Source organism: Streptomyces spiralis (assembly GCF_014654675.1).
GTDB lineage: Bacteria > Actinomycetota > Actinomycetes > Streptomycetales > Streptomycetaceae > Streptomyces > Streptomyces spiralis.
In genome coordinates, this window is sequence record NZ_BNBC01000007.1 from 184,776 (window position 1) to 199,291 (window position 14,516).

Sequence of the window (14,516 nt, forward strand, 5' to 3'; positions counted from 1 at the left end):
GGGCCGGGAGTACATCGTCGGGGCGCCGCATGCCCACTTCGGTCCGCAGTTCGATCCGCTGGCCGGGCTGCGGGCGACGGCCGACCCGCCCTGGGACGTGTATCTCACGGGCACGGTCTTCCTGGACATCATCTTCACCGGGCTCGACTCCGCACCGGTGCGCGGGACCGAGTCCTGGGCGCGCGGCATGGGGTCGAGCCCGGGCGGCGTGGCCAACATGGCGACCGCACTGGCCCGCCTCGGCCTGCGCACGGCGCTCGCGGCGGCTTTCGGCGACGACCACTACGGCGAGTACTGCTGGGACGCGCTGGAACAGGGCGAGGGCATCGACCTCTCGCCCTCCCGCACCGTCCCCGGCTGGCACTCCCCGGTCACCGTCTCCATGGCCTACGAGGGCGAGCGCACGATGGTCTCGCACGGCCACGAGCCGCCCCCCGACGCCGAGTTCATGCAGGAGGGCGCGCTCGCCTGCCCGCCCCGCGCACGAGCCGCCGTGGCCTCCCTGATCCCCGGCAGGCGCTCGCCCTGGATCGCCGAGGCAGCGCGCCTGGGCACGCGCATCTTCGGGGACGTCGGCTGGGACGAGACCGGCGCCTGGGACCTGGCGGCCCTGCCCGACCTGGAGCACTGCGAGGCGTTCCTGCCCAACGCCGAGGAGGCCATGCGCTACACCGGCACCGACTGCCCGCGCGCCGCCGCTCGCGCGCTCACCGCGTTCGTGCCCATCGCGGTGGTCACCCTCGGCGCGGAGGGCGCCTACGCCGTCGACCGGCGCACCGGGGAGACCGCCGAGGTGCCCGCCATCGCCGTCGAGGCGCTGGACCCCACGGGCGCGGGCGACGTCTTCGTGGCCGGCTTCGTCACCGGCACGCTGGCCGGCTGGCCGCTGGCCGACCGTCTCGCCTTCGCCGGCCTCACCGCCGCGCTGTCCGTGCAGGAGTTCGGAGGCTCGCTGTCGGCGCCCGGCTGGTCCGAGGTCGCGGCCTGGTGGCGCAAGGTCCAGTCGGTGGACACCCAGGACCCGGCGGCCCTGCGGCGGTACGCCTTCCTGGGGGACCTGGTGCCGGAGACGTGCGCGGAGCCCTGGCCGCGGCGCAGGGCCGTACCGACCATCGGCTTCGGCAGGTCCGCGTGACCGGCCACGCCCGGCGCCGACGGCCCCTGAACCGCCTGCTGCACATACCGGGTTGACGTACGGGGCCGACTCACCGACTCATCGGGTCCCCCTCCCCGCAGGCACACCAGGTCATGGCGCCGGGCCGAGCCCGCACCGGAGCACGCCATTGACAGTTGACGTTTGCTGCTCAATTATCGGCTGAATCAAGCACGATTTTGCAGTCACCTTGCAGGCACGCACGAATATGCACGGGCTCCCGCACCTCCTGACCATGACTTGCTGCTCCGGACTCCCCACCGTCGAAGGACATGCGTCGTGCGCAGACCAACACGCAGACCCCGAGTGCTCCTCGCCGCCCTCGCCCTGGCCCTCGCCCTCCCCGTCGGCCTGACCGCGCAGAACCGCGCACAGGCCGCCCCCGCCCCCCGGACCGCCCAACTGGCCACGTCCGCGGCGGAACTCACCCTGACCGTCCCCCCGGACCGCACCGCACCCGGTTACTCCCTCCATGTGGCGAGGGATCAACTCGCCCTCACCACCCGCCGTTCGGGAACCACCGTCCTGGCCACCGCCCCCGGTGACACCGGAGCCCTCCGCTTCCGCACCGCCGGGACCTGGCAGCACGCCACCCGCGTCACCGACTGGTCCTGGAAGAACGGCGTCCTGACCCTCACCGCCGCCACCACCGTGCCTGGTGCCACGGTCCAGGCCCGCGTCACCCCCTCCGCCGACCGCTACCAGCTCGACTGGCAGGTCAGCGGCACCACGCCCGAACGCCTCGGCCTGGCCTACGACTTGAAGTCCGCCGGCCACTGGTACGGCCACGGCGAGGCCCAGACCCCGAACGGCGGCCCCGGCACCGACCAGCCCTGGCCGCTCGACAGCGGCCAGGTGGTCCACCCCGCCTTCGGACCGGCCTCGTACTACATGATCGACCCGTTCTGGTACACCTCCGCCGCGACCGGACTGCGCGTGGACACCGGGCACGTCATGGACGTGGCGATCAACCAGAACACCGACGGCCTCGGCCGCTTCGACATCGAGTCGGCGGAGCCGTACCGGGCGACGGTCTTCGTGGAGCGGACCCCCCTCGACGTCTACCGCGACTACGTCGGCATCGTGGGCAAGCCCACGAAGAGCGACGCCGGCTACCGGCAGTACGCCGAGCCGGTGTGGAACTCCTGGGCGCAGTTCTACACCCACGTCGACCAGGCCAAGCTCCTGGACTACGCCCAGGACCTGCACGACAACGGCATCACCGGCCACGCCCTCCAGCTCGACGACAAGTGGGAGTCCAACTACGGGAACATGACCTTCGACCCGAAGGCCTACCCCGACCCCAAGGCGATGTCGCAGAAGATCCACGACCTGGGCTTCGACTTCGGTCTCTGGGTCACCCTGTGGATCAACCTCGACTCCGACCAGTACCAGTACGCCGCCGACCACGGCTACCTGCTCAAGGACGCCGCCGACACCACCAAGCCCTGCACGGTCACCTGGTGGAACGGCACCGCGGGCATCGTCGACCTCGGCAACCCGGAGGCGAAGGCCTGGTACGAAGGCCGGCTCAAGGGCCTGATGAAGACGTACGGCATCGACGGCCTGAAGTTCGACACCCGCTTCTTCGACGAGCGGTGTGCACCGCACGAGGGCTACAAGCCCACGGACTACCAGCGCCTGGGCGCCCAACTCGCCGACGAGTACGACCTCCAGGGCGTGGGCATCCGCGTCCACTGGGACACCGCCGCGCACCAGGCCGGATTCGTCACCCGCCAGGTCGACAAGGGCACCGGCTGGAACTCCCTGCGCGCCTCCGTCACCCAGAACCTCGCCATCTCCACCATCGGCTACCCCTTCGTCACCACCGACATGATCGGCGGCTCCAGCGCCCAGCCCGCGCCGACGAAGCAGGTCCTGGTCCGCTGGGCGCAGTCGGCCGCACTGATGCCGCTGATGTACGCCTCCACGTCCCCCGTGGACACGATCGACCCCAGAACGGGCCAGAAGGTGGTGTACGACGAGGAGACGATCGCCCTCTACCGCCAGGCCATCGCCCGCCACGCCCGCCTCGCCCCGTACATCTGGGACCAGGTCCAGCAGACCCTGAGGACCGGCGACCCGATCATGCGCCCCCTGTTCTTCGACTTCCCGGAGGACAAGCCCGCCTACACGATCACCGACGAGTGGATGCTGGGCCCGGCCGTCCTGGCGGCCCCCCAACTCACCGACGCCCCCACCAGAAGCGTCCACCTGCCCCCGGGCACCTGGTACGACGTGGCACACCGCAAGGTCGTCCACGGCGGCAGGACCCTCACGTCCTACGCCACGCCCCTGGGCACCACCCCGGTCTTCGTGAAACTCGGAGCGAAGGGATCGGACAAGGCCCTGCGGGCGCTGCGCTGAGAAACCCGCCCGCACGATCCGAAGGGCCGGTCGCCGAGGGCGACCGGCCCACGGGTGTGCCGGGGTACAGGGGTACGCGGCCCCGCAGGTGCACAAACAGCCCCCGCAGGGCACAAGGGGACGCGGCCGCCGCAGGGGTGCAGGGGACGGAGTCCCCGCCGGGGCCCGGGGCGGAGCCCCGGACGGCGCCTTCTCACCCCACCGAGACGGGGGGCGGGTGGGAAACGGGGTCCGGGGCGGAGCCCCAGGACGGCACCTCTTGAGCCACCGAGTCGGGCGGGTGGGTGGGCACGCCCCCTCAGAAACCGAGCCGCCGCAACTGCTTGGGATCCCGCTGCCAGTCCTTCGCCACCTTCACATGCAGGTCGAGAAAGACCGGCGTCCCCAGCAACGCCTCGATGTGCTTGCGCGACTTGATCCCGACCTCCTTCAGCCGCTTGCCCTTGGGGCCGATGATGATCCCCTTCTGGCTCGGCCGCTCGATGAACACGTTCGCGTGGATGTCCAGCAGCGGCTTGTCCGCCGGCCGGTCCTCCCGCGGCAGCATCTCCTCGACCACCACCGCGATGGAGTGCGGCAGCTCGTCGCGGACGCCCTCCAGCGCCGCTTCCCGGATGAGTTCCGCGATCATGACCTGCTCGGGCTCGTCCGTGAGGTCGCCCTCGGGGTAGAGCGCCGGCCCCTCCGGCAGCAGCGGGATCAGCAGGTCGGCCAGCAGATCCACCTGCTTGCCCGCCGTCGCCGACACCGGCACGATCTCCGCCCACTCGATGCCCAGCTCCTTGCCGAGCTGGTCGATGGCGATCAGCTGCTCGGCGAGGGCCTTGGAGTCGACCAGGTCGGTCTTGGTGACGATGGCGACCTTCGGGGTCTTCCTGATCCCGGCCAGCTCCTTGGCGATGAAGCGGTCGCCGGGGCCGATCTTCTCGTTCGCGGGAAGGCAGAAACCGATCACGTCGACCTCGGCCCACGTCGTCCGCACGACGTCGTTGAGCCGCTCGCCGAGCAGCGTGCGCGGCTTGTGGAGGCCCGGCGTGTCCACCAGGATGAGCTGGGCGTCCGGTCGGTGCACGATGCCGCGTACCGTGTGCCGCGTCGTCTGCGGCTGGTTAGCGGTGATCGCCACCTTCTGCCCGACCAGAGCGTTCGTGAGGGTGGACTTGCCCGCGTTGGGACGGCCCACGAAGCAGGCGAAGCCGGCGCGGTGGACGGCCTCGGCCGACTCTTCGGATGACGGGGTGCGAGCGCTCATGCCGCCCATTCTCCCTGATCCGCAGAGCCCGGCGGCACCGTGAGGTTCCGGTAACCCGCGCGCAACGAAACGTCACGGAAACACACCTGTACGCGACCGGAAACGCACTCCGGTGAACCTCGGACGTGCCCCCGGACCGTTGGAGACGCCCGTGACCCTCGCCGCCGCACACATCGACACCGGCGACACCGCCTGGCTGCTCGCCGCCACCGCTCTCGTCCTGCTGATGACACCGGGCCTCGCCCTGTTCTACGGCGGCATGGTGCGCACGAAGAGCGTGCTCAACATGCTGATGATGAGCTTCGTGTCGATCGCCCTGGTCACCGTGGTCTGGCTGGCCTGCGGCTACTCCCTCGCCTTCGGCGACGACGTGGCGGACGGCCTCATCGGCGGCCTGCACCAGGCCGGAATGGCCGGCCTGGGCCCCTCCGACGTCCACGGCACCGTACCCACCCTGCTCTTCGCCACCTTCCAGCTCACCTTCGCGATCATCACGGCCGCGCTGATCAGCGGTGCGGTCGCGGACCGGGCGAAGTTCGGCGCCTGGCTGGTGTTCGTGCCCGTGTGGGCGCTGCTGGTATACGTTCCCGTCGCGCACTGGGTGTGGGGCCCCGGCGGCTGGATCGGTCAGCATCTGCACGCGCTGGACTTCGCCGGCGGCCTCCCCGTCGAGATCACCTCCGGCGCCTCGGGTCTCGCGCTCTGCCTGGTCCTGGGCCCGCGTCTGGGCTTCAAGAAGGACGCCATGCGTCCGCACAACCTGCCCATGGTGATGCTCGGCGCCGGGCTGCTGTGGTTCGGCTGGTTCGGCTTCAACGCGGGCTCGGCGATGGGCGCGACCGGCCTGGCCGCCGCCGCCTTCCTCAACACCCTCGCGGCCGGCTGCACCGGCCTGCTCGGCTGGCTCTTCGTCGAACACAAGCGCGACGGACACCCCACCACCCTGGGCGCCGCCTCCGGCGCGGTCGCCGGCCTGGTCGCGATCACCCCGTCCTGCGGCACCGTCTCCCTGCTCGGCGCGCTGGTCGTGGGCCTGGCCGCGGGCGTCGTCTGCTCCTACGCGGTCGGCTGGAAGTTCAAGCTGAACTACGACGACTCCCTCGACGTCGTCGGCGTCCACCTGGTCGGCGGCATCGTCGGCACCCTGCTCATCGGCCTGTTCGCAGAGAAGGCGATGACCGGCGGCGCCGAGGGCCTCCTCTACGGCGGCGGGCTCGCCCCGCTCGGCCGGCAGCTGCTGGCCGTGGCGGCCGTGGCGGTGTACGCCTTCGCCGTGACGTACGGCCTCGGCAAACTGCTCGACAAGGTGATGGGCCTGCGCGCGAGCGAGGAGCAGGAGCACACCGGCCTGGACCTTACGGTGCACGCCGAGACCGCCTACGATCACGGGGTCCTGGGGCACGGCGCCCCGGTCGGCGCGTCCTCCTTCGTCCCCACCGCCCAGAAGGTCAACACCCAGGCATGAAGCTCATCACCGCGATCATCAAGCCGTACCGCCTCGACGAGGTCAAGACCGCGCTCCAGGAGATGGGCGTGGACGGTCTGACCGTGACCGAGGCCAGCGGCTACGGCCGCCAGCGCGGCCACACGGAGGTGTACCGCGGCGCCGAGTACCGGGTCGACCTCGTGCCCAAGGTCCGCATCGACGTCGTCGTGGAGGACGCCGACGCGGACGCGGTCATCGACGCGGTGGTCCGGGCCGCGCAGACCGGCAAGATCGGCGACGGCAAGGTCTGGTCCGTGCCCGTGGAGACGGTCGTACGCGTCCGGACGGGCGAACGCGGCCCGGACGCGCTGTAGGGCCCGTCCGGCGGATCAGACCCCGGTCGACCGCCCCCCTGCTGCGGCTACTCCGACTGGCCCGCCTGCTGCGTCAGCCGGACCGTGCCGTCCGGCCCGGCCAGCAGCACCGGCGTCCCGGGGCCGCCGAGGTCCCCGACCGCGGCCCGGTCCTCGGGCGCGATGCCCTCCGCCTCGCTGACGACCGCGGCGGCCTCCAGCGACGTGGCGCCGGAGGCCACCGCCATGGCCACCGCCGTCTGCAGGGCGCTCAGCTTCAGCGAGGCGAGGTGCACCGACCCGGCGGCGTACGTACGGCCCGTCTCGTCACGTACGGCCGCGCCCTCCGGCACACCGTTGCGGGCCCGCACCGAACGGGCCAGGGTGACGATCTTGCGGTCCTCGGGGTCAAGCCCGTTGCTCTCGGTCATGATCCGAGCATACGAAAGCCGCGCCGGCGACCGCCCGGGTCACCCCGCCACCGGATACATCGCACCGCGCCGCCCCTCCGGCGAGGCCAGCCACTCCAGCTTCGCCGCGGTGTTCGCCTCGTCCAGGGGTGTGTGCAGCACGACCGTCAGGTCCGGCCGGGCCGGCACCTTCATGGCCGTCGACTCCATGCACAGCAGCCCCACGAGCGGATGGTCGAGCTCCTTGCGGATCTGACCGGCGTCCTCGATGTCCCGCTGCTCCCACAGCGCCGTGAACTCGTCACTGGCCTCCCTGGCCTGGGCCAGCACGGCCTGGTACCCCTCGTCGTCGGGGCGGGCGGCGCACGCGGCCCGGAACTGCGCCACGACCGTCCGGGCGTTCGACTCCCAGCTCTTGCTGCGGGAGCGGTACATCGGGTCGGTGAAGAAGTCGACGAGGCAGTTCTGCGTGATGTCCGGACGCATGCCCAGCACGATCGCGGCGGCGTCGTTGTACATCACGCAGTTGTAGTACATGTCCATGATGTGCGCCGGATACGGCATCCACGTGTCGATCAGCCGCCGCAATCCCTCGCACATGTCCCGCTTCTCCGGCGCCACCTCGGGCGCGGGCGGGTTCAGCCCGGCGAGCACGTACAGGTGCCGGCGCTCGACGTCGCTGAGCCTGAGCACCCTGGCCACGGAGTCCAGCACCTGCGGGGAGACGGAGATGTCCCGGCCCTGCTCCAGCCACTGGTACCAGGAGGCGCCCACCCCGGCGAGCACCGCGACCTCCTCGCGCCGCAGTCCGGGAGTACGGCGCCGGGCCCCGCCGTCCGGCAGTCCCGCCTCGGCCGGGGTCACCCGGGCCCGCCTGTTCATCAGGAACTCGCGCAGTTCCCGCAGCCGCTGCGTCTTGATCGTGTCAGTGTCAGGCACGTACGGATCCCCCTCGTAGTGTCTGGTGGTGCCACCACCACCATAAGTTCCGACTCCCCACGGCTATTCCGGTCGCACGAGGCTCTTGGCCATGGCGATCGACACCACCACCTCACCCACCACCCCCACCGGGGCACAGCTCGACGACCCACGGCTGTCGGCCCGCGACAAGCTGGTCCTCTTCGTCCTGTGCGCCGCCCAGTTCATGGTCGCCCTGGACTTCTCCGTGCTGAACGTGGCCCTGCCGGAGCTGGGCACGGACCTCGGCATGAGCCGGTCGGCCCTTCAGTGGGCGGTCACCGCGTTCGCGCTGCCCTCGGGCGGCTTCCTGCTGCTGTTCGGCCGCGTCGGCGACCTGTACGGCCGCCGGAAGCTGTTCCTGACCGGTCTGGCCCTGTTCGGGGGCGCCTCGCTGCTGGCCACCCTCGCCTGGGACCCGGCGTCCTTCCTGGCCGGCCGGGCGCTGCAGGGCCTGGGCGCGGCGGCGATCGTACCGACCGGCATGTCCCTGCTGACCACCACCTTCCCCGAGGGCCCGGCCCGCGACCGTGCCCTCGGTATCTCCGGCACCCTGCTGTCGCTGGGCTTCACCGTCGGCATGGTCGCGGGCGGCGTCCTCACCGACGCCCTCGGCTGGCGCTCCACGATGGCGCTGCTGTCGGTCTTCGCGCTGATCGTGCTGCCCCTGGCCCCGGGGCTGCTGCCCGAATCCCGCACCCCGCAGCGCCCCCGCCTGGACGTCCCCGGCGCGGTCACCGTCACCACCGGCCTGCTGTCGCTGATCTACGCCCTGTCCACCGCCGCCGACCACGGCTTCGGCCGCGCCGACGTCATCACGGCGCTGATCGCGGGCGTCGCGCTGCTGAGCGCGTTCGCGGTCGTCGAGTCCCGGTCGCAGGCCCCCCTGGTCTCCCTGCCCATGCTGCGCCGCCGCACGGTGGCGTGGGGCAACGTGGGCGGTCTGGTCACCTTCTCGATGATGTCCACGGTGGTCTTCGTCCTGACCCTCTACCTCCAGGAGATCCTGCACCTGTCGGCCTTCGAGACCGGTCTGGTCTTCGGCGTCCAGGGTGTGCTCTCGGCGGTGGCGGGCAGCTACGCGGCGAAGGTCATCGGCCGGTTCGGCGCCCGCCGCACCCTCGTCGGCTCGCTCGCCGGACAGGGCGCGCTGATCGCCGCGCTGCTCGGCCTGAACGCCCACACCTGGTCGGTCTGGCTCGCCACGGCCGCCGTCTCGCTGGCCAGCATGTGCCACCTCGGCGCGATCATCTCCTACGGCCTGACCGTCACCTCGGGCGTCCCCGACGAGGAGCAGGGCCTGGCCACCGGCCTGGTCACCTCCACCCAGCAGGTCGGCATCACCGTCGGCATCCCGCTGCTGGGCGTCCTGGCCACCACCTCCGGCGACCTCCTCGCGGGCGTCCACACCGTGCTGGCCCTGGACGCGGCGATCGTCCTCGCGGCGGCCGTGCTGGTCGGCCTGGGACTGCGGGTCCGGCGCACCGCCTAGGACAGGCCCCTAGGGCCGGTCCAGGCGAAGCCGTTCGGCACGCGGGAGACCGGCCACCACCAGGTCGTACGAGTCCTCCACCAGCTCCCGGACCAGCCGGTCCGGGAGCCCGCCGTCGACGGTGACCGTGTTCCAGTGGCGTTTGTTCATGTGCCACCCCGGGACGACGAGCCCGGGGTGCTCGCCCCGCAGCCGGATCGCGTCCTCGGGGTCGCACTTGAGGTTGACGGTCAGGGGCGTGGCGTCCAGCGCCGACAGCGCGAACAGCTTGCCCCGGACCTTGAAGACGGAGGTCTCCGGGTTGAAGGGGAAGTCCTCCACGGCGGCGTTGAAGGACAGACAGAGGGCGCGCAGTTGCTGGGGGGTCATGCGTTCGTCTCCTCGCCGGTCTCCGGGCGGCCGTGGGCGCAGTCGATCTCGTCGCCGTTGAGGTCGGTCACGTATCCGTGGCCGTCGAGGTGGACCGTCACCGTGGCCGGCTCGTGTTCGACCTCGAAGGGGTCGCCGTTGCCGAAGCCGTACGTCACGACCACGAAGGTCTCCGAGGGCCGCAGCCAGTGGTCACTGCCGTAGGGCTCGAGGATCAGTTCCAGCATGTCCGTGCCCCGGTTGGTCACGCGCAGCCGTGCCACCGGTCCCCCGTCGGCCTCCGTCACTCCTCCTTCGCCTCCTCCGCGGGCACCTCCGCCGGGTCCACCGGGTCCATCGGCTCCACCAGGACCGTGACGATCTTGTTGCGGCGGCCCGCGGCGGCCTCCGCCGTCAGGCGGAGCTCACGGCCGTCGGGGAGTTCGACCACGGACGACGCCCCGGCGATGGGCACCCGGCCCAGGGCCTTGGCGAGCAGGCCGCCGACCGTCTCCACGTCCTCGTCGTCGTACTCCTCCAGGCCGTACAGCTCGCCCAGGTCGCCGATGTCGAGGCGGGCGGTCACCCGGTAGCGGTCCTCGCCGAGGTCCTCCACCGGCGGCAGCTCGCGGTCGTACTCGTCGGTGATCTCGCCGACGATCTCCTCGAGGATGTCCTCGATGGTCACGATGCCGGCCGTGCCGCCGTACTCGTCGATGACGACGGCGACGTGGTTGCGCTCCTTCTGCATCTCGCGCAGCAGGTCGCCGGCGTTCTTCGTGTCCGGCACGAAGACGGCCGGGCGCATCGCCGTGGACACCAGGTCGCTCTCGGCGTCCCGGCTGATGTGGGTGCGGCGGGCCAGGTCCTTCAGGTAGACGATCCCGACGATGTCGTCCTCGCTCTCCCCGGTGACCGGGATGCGCGAGAAGCCGGACCGCAGCGCCAGCGTGAGGGCCTGGCGGATGGTCTTGTAGCGCTCGATGACGACCAGGTCGGTCCTCGGGACCATGACCTCGCGCACGAGGGTGTCGCCGAGCTCGAAGACCGAGTGCACCATCCGGCGCTCCTCGTCCTCGATCAGCGACTCCTGCTCGGCCAGGTCGACCAGTGCGCGCAGCTCCGCCTCCGAGGCGAACGGGCCGCGGCGGAACCCCTTGCCCGGGGTGAGCGCGTTGCCGATGAGGATCAGCAGGGACGGGATCGGCCCCATGATCCGCGCGAGCGGGACGAGCACGTAGGCCGCCACGGTGGCCGTGTTCAGCGGGTGCTGCCGGCCGATGGTGCGCGGGGATACCCCGACGGCGACGTACGACACGAGCACCATGACCGCGATCGCGACCACCAGCGCCTCGCCCGTGCCCGGGAACGCCTCCAGGCACGCGTACGTGACCAGCGCGGCCGCCGCCATCTCGCACGCCACCCGCACCAGCAGCGCCACGTTCAGATAGCGGGTCGGGTCGGCGGCCACCTGGGCGAGCTTGGCGCTGCCCCTGCGGCCGGACTTCACGGCCTCCTCGGCACGGAAGCTGGAGATGCGCGCGAGGCCCGCCTCCGCGCAGGCGGCGAGCCAGGCGACGACGACCAGCGCGATCGCGCCGACGACGATCTGCGGACTCATGGGCGGCCTCAGGAGACCGTCGGCGCCGGGGACGGCCCGGTCAGGCCCCGCTCCGCGCGCCAGCCGTCCACGATGGCGGCCTGGAGGCCGAACATCTCGGCCTTCTCGTCCGGCTCCTCGTGGTCGTAGCCGAGCAGGTGCAGCACACCGTGGACGGTGAGCAGTTGCAGCTCCTCGTCCATGGAGTGCTTCGTCGGGGCCTCGGCCCCCTGCTTGGCGGCCACCTCCGGGCACAGCACGATGTCGCCCAGCAGGCCCTGCGGGGGCTCCTCGTCGTCCTTGCCCGGCGGACGCAGTTCGTCCATCGGAAAGGACATGACATCCGTGGGCCCCGGCAGGTCCATCCACTGCACGTGCAGCTGCTCCATGGCGTCGGCGTCCACGACGATCACCGAGAGCTCGGAGAGCGGGTGGATGCGCATCCGCGCGAGCGCGTAGCGGGCGATGTCGAGGATCGCCTGCTCGTCGACCTCGGTTCCGGACTCGTTGTTGACGTCGATCGACATGGTCGTGCTGGTCTACTTCCCCTTGTGCCCGCGTCCCGGCCTGCCGTGCCCGGGGGGCTTCGGCGCGCCGTTCTCGGTGCCGTACTGGCTGTCGTACTTCTCGTACGCGTCGACGATACGGCCCACCAGCTTGTGCCGTACCACGTCGTGCGAGGACAGCCGGGAGAAGTGGACGTCCTCGACGCCCTCCAGGATCTCCTGCACCTGCCGCAGACCGCTCTTCGTGCCGTTCGGCAGGTCCACCTGCGTCACGTCACCCGTGATGACGATCTTCGAGTCGAACCCGAGGCGGGTGAGGAACATCTTCATCTGTTCGGGGCTGGTGTTCTGCGCCTCGTCCAGGATGATGAAGGCGTCGTTCAGCGTCCGGCCGCGCATGTACGCCAGCGGCGCGACCTCGATCGTCCCCGCCGCCATCAGCCGTGGGATGGAGTCCGGGTCGATCATGTCGTGCAGCGCGTCGTACAGCGGGCGCAGATAGGGGTCGATCTTCTCGTAGAGCGTGCCCGGCAGGAAGCCGAGCCGCTCGCCGGCCTCGACCGCCGGACGGGTCAGGATGATGCGGTTGACCTGCTTGGACTGCAGGGCCTGCACCGCCTTGGCCATGGCCAGGTAGGTCTTTCCGGTACCGGCGGGGCCGATGCCGAAGACGACCGTGTGCTTGTCGATCGCGTCGACGTAGCGCTTCTGGTTGAGCGTCTTGGGGCGGATCGTGCGGCCGCGCGAGGACAGGATGTTCTGCGTCAGCACCTGGGCCGGGGTCTCCTGGCCCTCGTTCTCCCCGTTCTCGCTCGCCTTGAGCATGGCGATCGAGCGTTCCACTGCGTCCTCCGTCATCGGCTGCCCGGTGCGGAGCACCAGCATCATCTCGTCGAACACGCGCTGGATCAGGGCGACGTCCGCCGAGTCGCCGACCGCGCTGATCTCATTGCCCCGGACGTGGATGTCGGCCCCCGGGAAGGCCTTTTCGATCACGCGCAGAAGGGAGTCGCCGGAACCCAGCACGGTCACCATGGGGTGCTGGGCGGGGACGGTGAACTGTGCTCGTGCCTGCCGCTGCGCAGGGGTGTTGGCTTCGGGTGTCTGAGTCATGGGCCGGCGCTTAAGGCCTGCGGTTCCTCCTCATCACGGCCGCCTGGCTGAGGGCGGCCTCGCGCTTCCCAGGGTACGACGGGGGAGTGACAACGCCGTAGGACTTTTACGAGGGCCCCGCCGGGACGATGGCCGGTCCGGCTACCGCTGGGCCCGCAGCATCTCCCGGAACCAGTGGTACGACGCCTTCGGTGTCCGCTCCAGTGTCGCCGGGTTGCCGAAGTCCACGTGCACCAGGCCGAAGCGGCGGGCGTAGCCCTCCGCCCACTCGAAGTTGTCCAGCAGCGACCACACGAAGTAGCCGCGCACGTCCACACCCGCCTCCACCGCGCGGTGCAGGGCGCGGACGTGGCCGTCGAGGTAGGCGATGCGGTCCTGGTCGTCGAGGCCCTCGTAGGAGCAGCCGTTCTCGGTGATCACGACGGGTGGGAGCCGGTCGCCGTAGCGGTCGCGGAAGCCGGTCAGCAGCTCCGTCAGCGCCTCGGGGACCACCGGCCAGCCGAAGTCCGTGACCGGGCGGTCCTCGATCGCGCGCAGCGAGAAGGGCAGCTCCGCCGGCATGGTCATCCCGCCGAACTCCGTCCCCTCACCCTGCGGGGCGCCCACCCGGGCCGGGGCGTAGTAGTTGATCCCGTACCAGTCCAGCGGTTCGGCGATGATCTTCAGGTCCGCCTCGACGTCGCCGGGCAGCAGCTCGCCGATCCCCTCCGGGTAGCGGCCCAGCAGGACCGGCTCCGCGAACATCCGGTTGAGCAGCACGTCGAAGAAGTCCGCCGCCTCGACGTCCGCCGTCTCAGGCGACGCGGGCCACGTCGGGCCGTGGGAGTTGGCGATGCCGATGTCCGCAGCCCCCGCCGCGCGCAGCGCCCGCACCGCCAGGCCGTGGGCGAGGAGCTGGTGGTGGGCGACCGGGAGGGCGTCGAACAGCAGCTTCCTCCCCGGTGCGTGCACGCCCAGGGCGTGGCCCAGCAGGGTGTGCTCGGCGGGTTCGTTGAGCGTGATCCACTTCGTGACGCGGTCGCCCAGGCGGGCGGCCACCAGCGCCACGTACTCCGCGAACCGCGACGCCGTGTCCCGCTCCAGCCAGTCCAGACGGGCCGGCAGATCCCAGTGGAAGAGGGTGGGGACCGGCCGGACGCCCGCCGCGCACAGCTCGTCGACCAGCCGGTCGTAGAAGTCGAGGCCGCCGGGGGAGTTCACCCGGGGCCAGGAGACCGAGAAGCGGTAGGCGTCCACGCCGAGGTCCGCCAGCAGCGCCACGTCCTCGCGGTGGCGGTGGTAGTGGTCGCAGGCCACCGCCGCCGTCGAGCCGTCCTTGACCCGTCCCGGTTCGGCCGTGAACACGTCCCAGACGGACGGCTCCCGCTCGTCGGCCGCCCCCTCGATCTGGTGGGCCGAGGTGGACACGCCCCACAGGAAGCCGTCCGGGAACCGGGGGATCGGTGCCGTCGCCGTGCCCGCGTCAGTCGCCATGCGACGGATCATCCGTACCCGCGGTAACAGAAGTCAACGCCCGTGCGCCCCGGCGGATTCACGTGT

14 protein-coding genes are annotated in these 14,516 nt (G+C 71.2%); 5 read left to right on the plus strand and 9 right to left on the minus strand.

Annotated features, from left to right (window positions below; all coding sequences use genetic code 11):
• Nucleotides 1-13: 13 nt before the first annotated feature.
• On the plus strand, nt 14-1,135 hold the full coding sequence (locus IE318_RS10500) for a carbohydrate kinase family protein (protein ID WP_229903435.1): 1,122 nt from the start codon (nt 14-16) through the stop codon (nt 1,133-1,135).
• A gap of 297 nt (nt 1,136-1,432) precedes the next feature.
• A complete protein-coding gene (locus IE318_RS10505) occupies nt 1,433-3,520 on the plus strand; it encodes a glycoside hydrolase family 31 protein (protein ID WP_373311123.1) in 2,088 nt (695 codons plus the stop codon).
• 298 nt (nt 3,521-3,818) lie between these two features.
• Here the strand turns inward: IE318_RS10505 and era are convergent, their stop codons facing one another.
• Nucleotides 3,819-4,772 (minus strand): GTPase Era, encoded by a 954-nt coding sequence (era, locus tag IE318_RS10510; protein WP_030172995.1) that lies wholly within the window; start codon nt 4,770-4,772, stop codon nt 3,819-3,821.
• Between the two features lie 151 nt (nt 4,773-4,923).
• On the opposite strand from era, the gene IE318_RS10515 reads away from it, so the two are divergent.
• Together IE318_RS10515 and IE318_RS10520 are read left to right on the plus strand one after the other, a co-directional pair.
• Entirely contained in the window at nt 4,924-6,237 is a 1,314-nt protein-coding gene (locus IE318_RS10515) for an ammonium transporter (protein ID WP_030172999.1), read from the plus strand.
• Entirely contained in the window at nt 6,234-6,572 is a 339-nt protein-coding gene (locus tag IE318_RS10520) for a P-II family nitrogen regulator (RefSeq protein ID WP_030173001.1), read from the plus strand. The genes IE318_RS10515 and IE318_RS10520 overlap by 4 nt, the downstream gene beginning before the upstream one ends.
• Nucleotides 6,573-6,619: 47 nt before the next feature.
• Here the strand turns inward: IE318_RS10520 and IE318_RS10525 are convergent, their stop codons facing one another.
• Together IE318_RS10525 and IE318_RS10530 are read right to left on the minus strand one after the other, a co-directional pair.
• A complete protein-coding gene (locus IE318_RS10525) occupies nt 6,620-6,982 on the minus strand; it encodes a cytidine deaminase-like protein (RefSeq protein ID WP_189898908.1) in 363 nt (120 codons plus the stop codon).
• Nucleotides 6,983-7,021: 39 nt separating this feature from the next.
• On the minus strand, nt 7,022-7,843 hold the full coding sequence (locus tag IE318_RS10530) for a helix-turn-helix transcriptional regulator (protein ID WP_189899018.1): 822 nt from the start codon (nt 7,841-7,843) through the stop codon (nt 7,022-7,024).
• 148 nt (nt 7,844-7,991) lie between these two features.
• Here IE318_RS10530 and IE318_RS10535 point away from each other — a divergent pair, with 148 nt between their 5' ends.
• On the plus strand, nt 7,992-9,410 hold the full coding sequence (locus IE318_RS10535; protein ID WP_189898910.1) for an MFS transporter: 1,419 nt from the start codon (nt 7,992-7,994) through the stop codon (nt 9,408-9,410).
• A gap of 9 nt (nt 9,411-9,419) precedes the next feature.
• Here IE318_RS10535 and IE318_RS10540 read toward each other — a convergent pair whose 3' ends face one another.
• From IE318_RS10540 to IE318_RS10565, 6 genes are all read right to left on the minus strand, one after another.
• Nucleotides 9,420-9,779: an MmcQ/YjbR family DNA-binding protein gene (locus IE318_RS10540; RefSeq protein WP_189898912.1), complete on the minus strand. Its 360-nt coding sequence runs from the start codon at nt 9,777-9,779 to the stop codon at nt 9,420-9,422.
• Nucleotides 9,776-10,066: a hypothetical protein gene (locus IE318_RS10545; protein ID WP_189898914.1), complete on the minus strand. Its 291-nt coding sequence runs from the start codon at nt 10,064-10,066 to the stop codon at nt 9,776-9,778. The genes IE318_RS10540 and IE318_RS10545 overlap by 4 nt, the downstream gene beginning before the upstream one ends.
• Entirely contained in the window at nt 10,063-11,379 is a 1,317-nt protein-coding gene (locus IE318_RS10550) for a hemolysin family protein (protein ID WP_189898916.1), read from the minus strand. The genes IE318_RS10545 and IE318_RS10550 overlap by 4 nt, the downstream gene beginning before the upstream one ends.
• 8 nt (nt 11,380-11,387) lie before the next feature.
• Nucleotides 11,388-11,885 carry an rRNA maturation RNase YbeY gene (gene ybeY, locus IE318_RS10555; protein ID WP_030173018.1) on the minus strand — a complete coding sequence of 166 codons (498 nt, stop codon included), beginning with the start codon at nt 11,883-11,885 and terminating at the stop codon, nt 11,388-11,390.
• Nucleotides 11,886-11,897: 12 nt separating this feature from the next.
• Nucleotides 11,898-12,977: a PhoH family protein gene (locus IE318_RS10560; protein WP_189898919.1), complete on the minus strand. Its 1,080-nt coding sequence runs from the start codon at nt 12,975-12,977 to the stop codon at nt 11,898-11,900.
• A 141-nt stretch (nt 12,978-13,118) separates the two neighbouring features.
• Nucleotides 13,119-14,450, minus strand: a complete 1,332-nt coding sequence (locus IE318_RS10565; protein ID WP_373311125.1) for a GH1 family beta-glucosidase — start codon at nt 14,448-14,450, stop codon at nt 13,119-13,121.
• Nucleotides 14,451-14,516 lie beyond the last annotated feature (66 nt).